Genomic DNA, 12,977 nt, shown 5'->3' with positions numbered 1-12,977 from the left:
GCAGGACATGCAATTATTAAAGTTATCTGAAACCATTAATTTCATGCGTCTGCGTGTGCCAGCGATGGTGCTATCTACCATTCTTATTTTAGGCTCGTTCGTCTCTTTAGGCGTGAACAGTCTTAATTGGGGATTAGATTTCACTGGCGGAACGCTAATTGAAGTTGGTTATGAAGATTCGGCAAACCTCGAATCGATTCGTACGTTACTTAACAATGCGGAATTCGAAGATGCTATTGTACAAAACTTTGGCAGCAGCCAAGAGGTGCTTATTCGTATTGCCCCTCGTGACGGTGTTAAAGCCGCCACCATTGGTGAGCAAGTATTAGCAGCGCTACGTGCTGACGGCACTGCGGTTGATATGCGTCGTATTGAGTTCGTAGGGCCAAACGTTGGCGAAGAGCTTACCGAACAGGGCGGCTTAGCCATGTTGGTGGCGCTAATTTGTATATTAGTTTACGTTGCCATGCGTTTTGAATGGCGTTTCGCACTAGGTTCTGTATCGGCTCTTGCTCATGATGTTATTCTGACCTTGGGGTTATTTTCGATACTTCAAATTGAATTTGATTTAACGGTACTCGCAGCGGTATTAGCGGTAATTGGTTACTCGCTTAACGATACCATTGTTGTATCCGATCGTATTCGTGAAAACTTCCGTAAAATTCGCAAAGGTGAGCCTATTGATATTATCAATATCTCGCTTACGCAAACCTTGAACCGTACCATTATTACGTCATTAACCACGGTACTGGTATTGGTTGCACTGTTTTACAAAGGCGGCGCGCTAATTCACGGATTCGCTACTGCATTGTTGTTCGGTGTGGTTGTGGGTACCTACTCTTCAGTTTATATTGCCAGCTCGGTTGCACTAGCACTGGGGATCAGCAAAGAAGATTTGATGCCACCTCAGGTGGAAAAAGAAGGTGCCGATTTAGATCCTATGCCGTAATCATAAACGCTAGGTATTGCCAGACACGAAAAAGCTAGTCAGATTACTGACTAGCTTTTTTTTGCCTTCGGCCTGTTTCCCCCAGATACAAGTTAGTGTTCACTCTTTATCTTCACCAAGAAAATTATCATTAAGTATTACATCCAATTATTTAACGGTAGGCTATAATTTAGTCGTTTCTAACCGGTTATACATAGAATTCCATAACCAATAAATAACACGGTTTGGCGTAGTACGTACTCTTTTCTAATTCTATGACTGCTAATCAGAACACAATGCTTATAGTCTCTTCTTGGTGATTAATGGATGAAAGTTTTAACCGGACTTTTGGTAGCGTTGCTTATCCCATTTGGGGCAGCCTCGCAGTCGATAGATAGTAAACATCTAGCGTTAGACGCACTGATGGATTTAGATGTGCAACTTTCCACCGTTACTCGTCGGTTACGTGTTGCAAAGGAAAATGCTGCATCCATTTATGTTCTTCCTGGCGATGAAATAAAGCGTTCAGGTGTAACCTCTATTCCCCAAGCCCTATCGCTTGTGCCTGGTCTACAGGTGCGAAAAATTGATAACAACAACTGGGCTGTAACATTACGTGCGGTAGCAGGGCGTTTTTCTAGCCGAATGTTAGTGCTTGTCAATGGGCAAAGTATTTATGATGCAGTAGACGGTGGAGTCAACTGGGAAAGCCTCAATACTCCGTTGTATGACATTGAAAGAATTGAAGTAGTTAGAAGTAATGGTGGATTGTCATGGGGAAATAATGCCACTAATGGTGTGGTAAATATTATTACTAAACATAGCGAAGATACCCGTGGTTTACTGAGTACCTTAGAGGTGGGTAGTGAACTGACAAACGCCGCTATTCGCTTTGGTAAAGATCTCGACTCTTTGGGTTCGTTTAGGGTTCATGCTTTTAGTAAAAACCTTCGAGAATCAAACAACGCTCATTTTTCTATTACCCCCAATGATAGTAACCACTCTCAAGGTATTGGTACGCGCTTTGACCTCAACTTGAGTGACAGCGTATTCGTATTAGTGCAAGGTGAGTACCAAAACATCGACATTAGAAATGTCGTGTTGGCTCCCGATTTACTAACAAACGCCACCCAATTTAATGAAGATTCAGAGACAAGAGACTTATTTAATTTTGCGGTTCGACTTGATCACATCATCGATAACAATACCAGCCAAGTTTTCCAGTTAACCTACAACAACGAAGAGTACGATTCATTTTATTTCGAAGATAAACAAGAAGATGTCAGTATTGATTATTTGATAAGCTCACAAATCAATGCATTTCAGTTCGACTTTGGATTAAATTATCGCAATATCGGCTTAACGCTGACAAATAATGACTACCTTACCTCGTTAAATAATCTTGATAGCCTGCAGTATTACAGTGCTTTTTTACAAGCCCAATATGAACACATTCCCAGCCAAGTTAGCGTTAGCTTAGGAAGTAAAGTTGAGCGTAATAGTGCCATAGGTTGGCAGCATCAACCCTCAGCCAAAGTGATGTGGAAGGTGAATGAGGAGTCTACGCTTTGGGGGTCAATATCAAAAGGCAGCCGCTTTCCATCGTTTACTGAAATGGATTTATCTTTCCGCGCTGCAGGTATCCCTTTCGGCAACTTTATATTGGCGCAAATCATTCAAGGCAATAAAGATATACAAGCTGAGCAGTCAGTTTCAAAAGAGGTTGGCTATCGCTACAGCGCCAGTCGATGGGATATCGATTTATCGTTGTTTAAAACCGAAGCTGACAACGTACTCACCACTGACGTTGCGATAAATCCGCCTTCCTTATTCATTCAAACATTTGTCTCTGACGGACGATTGGATACTTACGGTGCAGAGGCCTTTGTAGATTGGCAAGTTGCCTCCTGGGTTAATACTGAACTTACCTATAGTTTTGCCAAAATCGATTATGATCTCTCAGAAAATTTGCAATCACCAACGGGCGAAAATTCAAAGGTTGAACAGTGGTTGTTCAAAACATCTTTGCAGCTTAGTGATGCTCATTCACTCTTTACTACTGCTCGCTGGGAGAGGGGGGACGCTTACAGTACTGACGACTACTATGCGTTAGACGTATCATGGCAATGGCAAATATCGGAGAACTTACAGTTTAGTGCCACCGGAAATAATTTGTTTATTAGTGATAGGGTTGAGTATGCAAATACGCGGCAACTTTTTGTAGTTCCTTCGTTTATTGAACCCTCTTACGTTATCAACCTTAGCTACTTTTTTGAGTAAATATCTATGAAGAATTACATCAAAATAGTACTTATCATTTTTATCATTGCACTGCCATTTAGTGAGTCACATGCACGCTCAAGTAACAGAGAAAATGCGATTAAAGCAGGATTTATCTATAACTTTGCACTTTACAGCTCTGGTGAGTGGTTCGATCCTAACGAAAGTGATGTCTACAGAATATGCAGCAACGATTCTGATTTTGTAAATTCAGCTTTAATTACGCTCGCAAATCAGAAGGTGAAAGGAAAGCCTGTTGTAGCTACTTATATAGATCACCCTGAGTCTGGGTGTCACTCGCTGTTTATCGTAGAGAAAAGTCAGCATAAGCCAGTCTCACTCGATAGTGCTGAGTTCATCAGTACTATGATTATTTCAGAGTCCAAAAATATTGCTCAGTGGTCAGGGCATATAAACTTATTTAAGACGGGCGGAAAAATACGTTTTGAAATAGCCCCGCAAAGGCTCGAGAGAGCAAATATCGTAATGAGTTCAAAGGTAATGAGATTGGGGCGAGTTGTTGACACGCCGCGAGAGCCATGGTGAATATGTTTCTGAAAAAGCGTTCACTATTATTTAGATTGACGGCTATGTTCATGGCAGTAGCGTCATTTTCTACGCTTATCACGTTGCTAGTCATGTCGGTGTATCAAATTAATACGTTGAGTAACGCTGAAGTTCGACGGGTAAATTCACTGGCACAAATACTCGCTCCCAATGTCACGGCATCACTCATTTTTAACGACAAAGAAGCTATTCATGAGCTTATAGAACCACTCGCCTATCAGGACAGTGTGGTCATGGTGAGTGTAATAGATCATCAAGGTGATGTTTTTACATCAATTGATATCGCTGAGAGTGCAGCACGATTAGATAACCAAGCGCTGACTAAAACTGAGACTAGCTTAGAAGCGCATGACTCTCATTATGGCTCACTTATTATCTATACGGATGATAGTTCAGTGAGGAAACATGTTTCATTCTATTTGATGTTTCTAGGTGCCATCTTTATCACTATTATCGTTTTTGGCTTTTTCCTTTCACTTTTCGCTAGTAAGCGTTTTATCTATCCTATTTTGCGCTTGGCGGCAGTGGTTAAAAAGGTGACTCACAGTCATGATTACTCAATAAGAGCGACCTATAGTTCCTTTGATGAAATAGGGGACTTAACGAAAGGGTTTAATTCGATGTTAGAAACCATTTCCCTTAGAGATAACTTGTTAGAGAGTACGGTTCAGCAACGGACTGGTGAATTAGAAAAGGCCAATATTGAATTAAGAGATCAAGCATACAAAGACAGTTTATCCGGTTTGCCAAATCGGCGTTATATTTATGAATTAATAAACGACGTGAGTAAAAATGTAAAGCCCCATACCTTTACATTGCTGTTCCTTGACTTGGATGGCTTTAAGGAGGTGAATGACACGTTAGGTCATGATTATGGCGATTTGTTAATTGTTGATGCAGCAAAACGTATTCAGGCCATTATTAACAAAGGCGATACCCTTGCGCGATTAGGCGGCGATGAATTCACTATATTCCTGCGCGATGTAGCAGAGCCCAGTGTTATCGAAAGCATTGCGAATCGAATTAGATATGAGTTTAATAAACCCTTCCTGATCCGCGATGAAAGTGTCCATATAACCGCCAGTATTGGCGCGAGTTCTTACCCAGAGTGTGGTCAGTCTGCTGAAGAAATAATGAAAAAAGCCGACTTAGCAATGTATGAGGCAAAATCATCAGGAAGGAATTGCTATCGCTTCTTTCACACTTCAATGTTAGAAAAATTAGAAGCCAAAAAGCTGGTGATAAGCGACTTGCGCCAAGCCTTGAAAAATGACGAACTAGAACTCTTCTATCAACCTATCTACAACATTGAAACACGAAAAATTGATAAAGCAGAAGCGTTAATTCGTTGGCATCATCCAGAGAAGGGGGTAATTTCACCTCAGGACTTTATTCCTATCGCGGAAGAAAATGGCCTAATTGTAGAGCTGGGAAATTGGGTGCTTCAAAATGCGATTGCTAATGTTCAAGCGTTTAGGCAAAGCTTGTGCCCTAACTTTTGCGTAAATATTAATGTTTCTGCCGCGCAATTAAAGCCAGAAGACAACTGGATACCTGAGTTTATCCGTATTCTGGATGACGCTAATTTAGGCGCAAATGCAATAGCAATAGAAATCACTGAAACTGCATTGATGACAGATAGAAAGAAGGTGGTTGAAGACTTACGTTTACTGAAAGAAAAAGGTGTTGAGATCGCTATTGATGACTTTGGAGTAGGGTATTCTTCATTGTCGTATTTGCAACAGCTAAAAATAGATATCATCAAGATAGACAAAAGTTTCGTCCAACAGCTAGGTATTGATTCAGCAGGTACTACACTGTGCAATACCATTGTTCAAATGGCGAAAAATCTAAATATTAAGGTGGTTGCTGAAGGTATCGAGGATGAAGCCCAACTACAGATGTTAACGGAGTTTGGTTGCCATTTTGGTCAAGGATATTTTATCGCTAAACCCGCGCAAGCGAAAAAATTCGAAACGTTTTTTCACGCATTTAAGCCTGCACATATTGCATCAAAAACGGCGCTGAAAGGTGAGGTGTTGTTATAATACGCGCAATTCTCTCGTAATCATTCACGATAGACTGGGCGTTAACCGTGCTTTTAAATCTTCTTTATATCGCCGTGATATAGCTACTTTTGTACCATCCAGTAAGACGGCGGTCCCGTCTCCACTCTCTTCAAATGCGATATTGTTTATAAATGTACATTGAATAGCGTAGGAACGATGAACGCGAATAAAGCCCTTGTCACCTGCGTTCTCACAGAATTGTTTCATGGTATATCGTAAAGGGAATGTTGATTTTAAAGTGTGAAGATTAATATAGTTTCCCGAGGCTTCTATCCAGTATACGTCACTGAGTTTCACCAGAAATTCTCTGTTAAGTTTCTTTACCAACAGGTTGTCGGGCAGGGTTGAGGACAAAGTAGTGCCTCCCGCGCCATGAAGTTGCTCATCCGCATCATGTTCCCGAAGAACTGAAGCTTCTCCGATAAGCCTTCGATAACTGAACATAATGATGTAATAAAAGGTGATAAGGGTGATATAGCCCCATATATCCTTACGGTACTCATAAAAAAATTCGCGGGCTAGCGGCCCGAAATTATATTCTTTATCTGATAGTAAGTAGCAAAGCTCTCTAAATGTTACCATCAATGTTACATGGGCAATAGAAAATAGACTTGCGAAAGCAAAATGCCAGAGTAGCCATATCCTAATTCCAAATGAGTAAGTATCGAGTTTACGAATGGAGAAAATAAGCGGAACGACTAATAAAGCAGTAGCTAATGCGCTGCTATATTCCCACAGATAAGGTTCCCATAACGCAGTGCTGTTGTTTGCGTCTCTTGATAGTTCTGTCCAATCTGATGCGGCATTAATGGAGTTATTCAAAAATAAATAAATCACCAGCAGTACAAAGGCTGCCCATTTATGATATCGCTCTGTATTGCGAAAAAACTGACTGAGTTTTTCGTCACTGCTACCCACCGCTCACCCCCAAATTCTCATTCTTTCGTCACTCTACGCTAGTGCGAGTAAGAAAATCTACGTTATATCAAACGCTATTACTATATTATTGAATAGGACAGACAGTAATGACACAAATAATAAGTAGCAGCGAAGTCACGGGCAACACCACATATAAAAGTCAATCAACCCGGTTTCATGCGCTCGATGCGCTAAGAGTTATCGCATTTGGTGTGTTGATTCTTTATCACATTGGTATGTACTACGTTTTAGAATGGGGATGGCATATCAAAAGTGAACAGCCACAGGCGTGGCTACAAGATGTTATGATTTTAACGAACCAGTGGCGAATGTCGCTGTTGTTTTTGATTTCTTCGATGGTACTTACCGCGCTGTTAACTCGCATTGAGCCTCAACCACTTTTGTTTTTAAAACGGTCTGGGGTGTTGATAGCCCAGCGAACACAGCGATTATTGATTCCGTTGCTGTTTGGCATGTTTGTGATAGTTGCTCCGCAAGTTTATATTGAGTGGACGGTAAATGGGATAATTGATACTAGCTTTACGCAGTTCTATATAGAATACATTAACCCCAATACGCAGTGGCTAGCCGAGCGTCATTCTGACATTGGCTTACTGACATGGAATCATCTTTGGTTTCTACCTTACTTGTGGGTGTATTCAATACTGTTAATTTTGCTGTTTCCGGTGATGGCTCAGTTGCGAAAACTTCAGATTGGAATGATAACCTTCGCGTTTGCATCTTCTACGGCAATGGTAGCGATATGGCTAATGTTACGAAATACGTACCCGACAACACACGACTTGCTTAATGATTGGTACAGCCATGCTAAATACTTTCTCGTTATGATAGTTGGTGCCGTTATCATTTTGCAGCCCAAATTATGGGAAGCGCTAGAGCGTACTCGCTATGTAAGCATGCTGGTCGCGTTGTGCATGTATTCACTTATTATTGCCGATAGGCACGATATGTTGGGGCCTGTTGGCGATTGGATGACTGAGTTCTGGTGGTTCAGAGTGATGGTAGGCTATATTGTCGTGCTTAATCATTGGGCTTGGTTAGCCGCGATACTAGGTTTTGGAAAGCGTTATTTAAGTAAACCCATGGCTTGGGTTAACTACCTTAATAGCGGTGTGCTTCCTTACTACATGATGCACCAAACATTAATTGTGGTTGCCGCGTATGCTCTGCATTCAATAGGCTTTCCAGTAGGAATTCAGTTTGTGCTCATTTTACTGTTTACGTTATTAGGTTGTGCACTCACTTATGAGCTTGCGAAGAGAAACGTGGTGACACGAGTATTGTTTGGTTTGAAAGTAAAGCGTAAGGGCGCTAGCAGAGAGAATGACACAACCAGTCCAGCATCTGCATCATTGATATTTACCAAGCCAGCGACAAAAACATCGCTATAAACAGGCACAAAAAAAGCGGTGTATGAACACCGCTTTTATTTAACCTTTTTTACAGGCAATCAGTCAACAAATTGCCCTATTTAAAAAGACTATTTTAAATGCTTAACTAAGCCTTGAACTACTTTGGCACTACCTGCCACGATTTCGCCGCTATAAAGTGGATCGTTGCCGCCTTTAAAGTCGGTGACTAAGCCGCCAGCTTCACGAACAATAAGTTCTCCAGCTGCGATATCCCACGTTTTAATACCACGTTCCCAGTAGCCATCATGACGACCAGCAGCAACGTATGCTAAATCTAACGCTGCACTACCAGCACGGCGGATGTCGCCACACTCATGGAAAATTTTATTAAGGCTTAGTGCATACTCGCCAAACTTAGCTTTGTTTTTAAACGGCATACCGGTGGCTAGAATAGTCTCGGTTAAATCGCGCGGCTTAGACGCACGAATACGATAACCATTTAACTGGGCGCCTTGTCCGCGGCTAGCTGTGAATAATTCGCTACGGATAGGATCAAATACAACAGCTTGGTCTAAACGACCTTTGTGAAGTAATGCAATAGATACGGCAAAGTGAGGAATGCCTTTAATGAAATTGGTGGTGCCATCTAATGGGTCAATAATCCACTGAAAGTCAGTATCTGCGCCAGCAGTTTCGCCAGACTCTTCGCCCATAAAGCAGTGATTTGGAAATGATTGCTGAATTTTAGCAATAATAGCTTGCTCAGCTTCTTTATCAACTTGGGTGACGTAATCGTTCAAACCTTTTGATTCAGTTGCTACTTCGTTGTGTTTTTCAAAACCACGAACAATAATTGTGCCGGCCGCACGCGCTGCGCGCACCGCAATATTCAGCATAGGATGCATAGATAAACCACCAATTGTAAAAGACCAAAGAACTGACCTCGACCATAGGTTAGCCCAACATGCGTTTTACGCAAGTGACCAACAAGGTAAGGTGTTCAAAACGCGCGCATCTTAACCAGAATGGCGGTGTGATGCAAATGAAATGTGGATGGGCTGCACAAGCATGTGTGATGCTGACAATATTGAGGTATCAATGTAGGGCAGCAGATAGCCATCTATACCGCCATTGTGCTACTATTCCGTTCAATATTGACGAGGCTACAGGTAATAAAAAGCATGCTCGAGAACATCCGTATTATTTTGGTGAGTACATCACACACTGGCAACATTGGCTCCACAGCGCGAGCGATGAAAACCATGGGCTTGAGTAGCCTCTATCTAGTTAATCCTGTACATGAGCCTGATGGTCAAGCAAGTGCTTTGGCTGCTGGGGCGGGGGACGTTTTAGCGAACGCCAAAATAGTTAGCACCTTAGAAGAAGCCGTGTCTGATTGTGGTTTGGTTGTGGGTACATCGGCCCGTTCTAGAACGCACTCATGGCCTATGCTAGGTCCACGTGAATGCGGTGAAAAACTAGTACAAGAAGTAAGTAACTTCCCTGTAGCGCTGGTATTTGGTCGCGAAAATAGTGGGTTAAGCAACGAAGAGTTACAACAATGTCACTTTCATATGTGTATTCCTGCAAACCCCGAATACAGCTCGCTGAACTTAGCCGCTGCGGTACAAACCTTATGCTATGAAATTCGTATGGCGTACTTAAACAAAGAAGCTTTACCTACGGCTGAAGAAGCGTACCCGCTGAATGAAGATTTAGAACGTTTTTATACGCACCTTGAATCAACATTAGAAGGTACGTCTTTCATTCGTAAGAGCCACCCTGGCGTGGTAATGACTAAACTTCGTCGTTTGTTCAATCGCGCTCGTCCTGAATCTCAAGAGCTCAACATATTACGTGGCATCTTGGCGTCTATCGATAAATCGGTCAAAGCGCCATTGCCAGAGCCTGACAACGAAAATGAATCACCTAACTAGGCGAGGCACTCGTGTTCTCTAGAATTAAAGACGACATTCAAGGGGTATTTCATCGCGACCCAGCGGCGCGAAATACCTTTGAAGTGTTAACCAATTACCCAGGTTTGCATGCCGTGTGGCTGCATCGTGTCAGTCACAAATTATGGAAAGCCGACTGGAAATGGTTGGCACGCAGTCTATCCACATTCAATCGGTGGCTAACGGGAATAGAAATTCACCCCGGGGCGACCCTAGGCCGCCGTGTATTTATCGACCATGGCATGGGCGTTGTGATTGGTGAAACAGCAGAAGTGGGCGACGACGTTACTTTGTATCACGGGGTAACATTAGGCGGTACTAGTTGGACGCCGGGGAAACGTCACCCTACATTAGAAAAGGGCGCGGTAGTAGGCGCAGGCGCTAAAGTGCTCGGTCCTATTACCATAGGTGAAAATGCCAAAGTTGGTTCTAATTCGGTAGTAGTAAAAGATATACCTGCAGGCGCCACAGCAGTGGGGATTCCTGGGCGAATTATTATCTCTAAGCAACAAAGTGATGCAGCGCAGATTAACCCCAATCGCCATAAAATTGCGGAAAAATACGGGTTCGATGCTTACGCAGTTGCGCCCGATAATCCAGATCCTGTCGCCAATGCTATGGGGATTATGTTAGAGCATATGCATCAGATGGACACCAAGGTAGAAGAGATGTGCAAAGTGATTCAATCCCTCGGTGGTGACGTTTGTACTGATAACTTGCATAACATATCTGCGCAAGATTTCGCCGATACAGGTATTGAATTTGCAGACGAGAGTAAAGCTAAAGCTGGCCAAGAGGCATTTGACCCAACAATCTAATCATTAATGGTTATTAAATTAATGGCATTTAAGTTACTAATTTTCAAACTTAAATTGTTTAGCAAAAGTTCAGCGATAAAAACGATTAGCGTAATCAATAATACTTGACTAAATTACTAGGTCTTATACTTGACCATTTTAGTCAGGTATGTGAAAATTCCTGCTATCTTAATAGCGGGAGGATTCTATGAAATTAACATCTAAAGGGCGCTACGCAGTAACGGCAATGCTTGATGTAGCATTGCATTCGACACGCGGTCCTGTGCCTCTCGCTGATATCTCTGAACGCCAAGCTATCTCGCTATCTTATTTAGAACAGCTTTTCTCTCGATTACGTAAAGATCAATTAGTCGACAGTGTTCGTGGGCCAGGTGGTGGCTATTTACTAGGGCGCGATGCAGCCAATATATCAATTGGTGAAGTTATTCGTGCGGTAGACGAATCTGTAGATGCTACCCGTTGCCAAGGGCAAGCTGACTGTCAAAGTGGTGACCGTTGCCTAACCCATAGTTTGTGGCAAGATTTGAGCGATCGTATAAGCTCCTTTTTAAACGATATTACTCTTGGTGAATTAATGGCGAAGCGCGATGTTCAGGAAGTGGCTGGGCGCCAAGATAAAAGCGCGTCTCTTCGTAATGTTGCCAACGATATCGAAGTTAGTTTTCAGTTATAACATCAGCTTTAGAGAATGTATAAATCGCTATGTCTCGTTCAACACCTATTTACTTAGATTATGCCGCTACAACACCTGTCGACCCACGGGTTGCAGAGAAAATGGTGCAATGCCTTACTCTAGATGGCAATTTCGGTAATCCTGCTTCCCGTTCGTATCGTTTTGGTTGGATGGCCGAAGAAGCAGTAGACGTCGCCCGCAATCAGATAAGTGATGCGCTGAACTGCGACCCACGTGAAATTGTTTTTACCTCGGGTGCGACAGAGTCAAACAATTTGGCTATTAAAGGTGTAGCCGAAGGCTATGCGAATAACGGCAAACATATCATTACCGTTAATACCGAACACAAAGCAGTACTTGATACCTGTGAACATTTAGAGAAACAAGGTTTTGAAGTAACCTATCTTGATGTAGATTCTTCTGGCCTTATTTCAGTTTCACAGCTTGAAGCGGCGATAACTGATGAGACTATTTTGATCTCAGTAATGCACGTGAATAATGAATTAGGTGTTGTTCAAGATATTAACGGTATCGGTGAGTTGTGCCGAGCGAAGAACATTATGTTTCATGTAGATGCGGCGCAAAGCGTGGGTAAACTCGCCATAGATTTACAGGCGTTACCAGTTGACCTGTTGTCTATTTCGGCACATAAAATTTATGGTCCGAAAGGCATGGGGGCGTTATACGTTCGCCGTCGTCCAAAAATTAATTTAGCTGCCCAAATTCATGGGGGCGGGCATGAACGGGGTATGCGTTCAGGTACATTAGCAACCCATCAGATTGTGGGCATGGGCGAAGCAATACACCTGGCCTATCAGCAGCTAGAACAGGATTCAGCTCACATTAGTGAGTTGAAAACAGCATTATGGGAAGGGCTAAGCCAGCTAGATGATGTTCACCTTAATGGCCATGAAACTCAACGTATAGCGAACATTTTAAATGTGAGTTTTGGTGGTGTTGATGGGGAAAGCATGATGATGGCGATGAACGATATTGCGGTATCTTCTGGCTCTGCCTGCACATCGGCAAGCTTAGAACCTTCATACGTATTACGCGCCATTGGTAGAAGTAGTGAACTTGCTCACGCTGGCATACGTTTTAGTATTGGTAGGTTCACCACATTAGACGATATTACCTACGTCATTAGCAAAGTTATCGACGTGGTAACCCGGTTACGGGAAGCAACAGTGCTGGCTGCAAGTCGTTAAGGCGATGTTGTACCCGCTTAGTCAAGCTTCACTGACGGGTATTTTAACTGTCCAAAAGCACGATATTTAATTTTTATTTAACAAGGCTGTTGAATATTTGAGTGAAATACTCAGGTATTATATAATACGGCTCCAAAATTTTAGGCTGTCTAGATATTCGATAGGAATATCGCAAATACGTTTTGGCA

At 42.4% G+C, this 12,977-nt stretch carries 11 protein-coding genes; 9 read left to right on the top strand and 2 right to left on the bottom strand.

Going from position 1 to position 12,977, the window contains the following annotated elements; genetic code table 11:
- The first annotated feature begins 7 nt into the window (after positions 1-7).
- The 4 genes from secF to AVL57_RS13515 all read left to right on the top strand — a co-directional run bounded on the left by secF (position 8) and on the right by AVL57_RS13515 (position 5,823).
- Positions 8-949 (top strand): protein translocase subunit SecF, encoded by a 942-nt coding sequence (secF, locus tag AVL57_RS13530; RefSeq protein ID WP_057790557.1) that lies wholly within the window; start codon positions 8-10, stop codon positions 947-949.
- Between the two features lie 306 nt (positions 950-1,255).
- Entirely contained in the window at positions 1,256-3,208 is a 1,953-nt protein-coding gene (locus tag AVL57_RS13525) for a TonB-dependent receptor plug domain-containing protein (protein ID WP_057790559.1), read from the top strand.
- Positions 3,209-3,214: 6 nt separating this feature from the next.
- A complete protein-coding gene (locus AVL57_RS13520; protein ID WP_057790561.1) occupies positions 3,215-3,754 on the top strand; it encodes a YfiR family protein in 540 nt (179 codons plus the stop codon).
- A 50-nt stretch (positions 3,755-3,804) separates the two neighbouring features.
- The gene (locus AVL57_RS13515) at positions 3,805-5,823 is read left to right on the top strand and encodes a putative bifunctional diguanylate cyclase/phosphodiesterase (protein ID WP_158443228.1); all 2,019 of its coding nucleotides are present in this window, start codon (positions 3,805-3,807) and stop codon (positions 5,821-5,823) included.
- Positions 5,824-5,847: 24 nt separating this feature from the next.
- On the opposite strand, the gene AVL57_RS13510 is transcribed toward AVL57_RS13515, so the two are convergent.
- Positions 5,848-6,762, bottom strand: a complete 915-nt coding sequence (locus tag AVL57_RS13510; protein WP_057790565.1) for a LytR/AlgR family response regulator transcription factor — start codon at positions 6,760-6,762, stop codon at positions 5,848-5,850.
- Between the two features lie 107 nt (positions 6,763-6,869).
- Between AVL57_RS13510 and AVL57_RS13505 the strand changes: the two genes are divergently transcribed.
- Positions 6,870-8,174, top strand: a complete 1,305-nt coding sequence (locus AVL57_RS13505) for an acyltransferase family protein (RefSeq protein WP_057790566.1) — start codon at positions 6,870-6,872, stop codon at positions 8,172-8,174.
- 89 nt (positions 8,175-8,263) lie between these two features.
- On the opposite strand, the gene suhB is transcribed toward AVL57_RS13505, so the two are convergent.
- Positions 8,264-9,040 (bottom strand): inositol-1-monophosphatase, encoded by a 777-nt coding sequence (gene suhB / locus AVL57_RS13500; protein ID WP_057790568.1) that lies wholly within the window; start codon positions 9,038-9,040, stop codon positions 8,264-8,266.
- Between the two features lie 276 nt (positions 9,041-9,316).
- Between suhB and trmJ the strand changes: the two genes are divergently transcribed.
- The 4 genes from trmJ to AVL57_RS13480 all read left to right on the top strand — a co-directional run bounded on the left by trmJ (position 9,317) and on the right by AVL57_RS13480 (position 12,789).
- Positions 9,317-10,072, top strand: coding sequence for a tRNA (cytosine(32)/uridine(32)-2'-O)-methyltransferase TrmJ (gene trmJ / locus AVL57_RS13495; RefSeq protein WP_057790570.1), 756 nt, complete (start codon positions 9,317-9,319; stop codon positions 10,070-10,072).
- A gap of 11 nt (positions 10,073-10,083) precedes the next feature.
- Complete coding sequence (gene cysE, locus AVL57_RS13490; RefSeq protein WP_057790571.1) at positions 10,084-10,908, top strand: serine O-acetyltransferase; 825 nt, start codon at positions 10,084-10,086, stop codon at positions 10,906-10,908.
- A gap of 187 nt (positions 10,909-11,095) precedes the next feature.
- Positions 11,096-11,581 (top strand): Fe-S cluster assembly transcriptional regulator IscR, encoded by a 486-nt coding sequence (gene iscR / locus AVL57_RS13485; protein WP_057790573.1) that lies wholly within the window; start codon positions 11,096-11,098, stop codon positions 11,579-11,581.
- Between the two features lie 29 nt (positions 11,582-11,610).
- Entirely contained in the window at positions 11,611-12,789 is a 1,179-nt protein-coding gene (locus tag AVL57_RS13480) for an IscS subfamily cysteine desulfurase (protein ID WP_057790575.1), read from the top strand.
- Positions 12,790-12,977: the final 188 nt, after the last annotated feature.

Source organism: Alteromonas stellipolaris, from assembly GCF_001562115.1.
In the GTDB taxonomy this organism is placed as follows: Bacteria; Pseudomonadota; Gammaproteobacteria; order Enterobacterales; family Alteromonadaceae; genus Alteromonas; species Alteromonas stellipolaris.
Note: the sequence above shows the minus strand (reverse complement) of the source record. Positions and strands in the feature narration are given on the sequence as shown.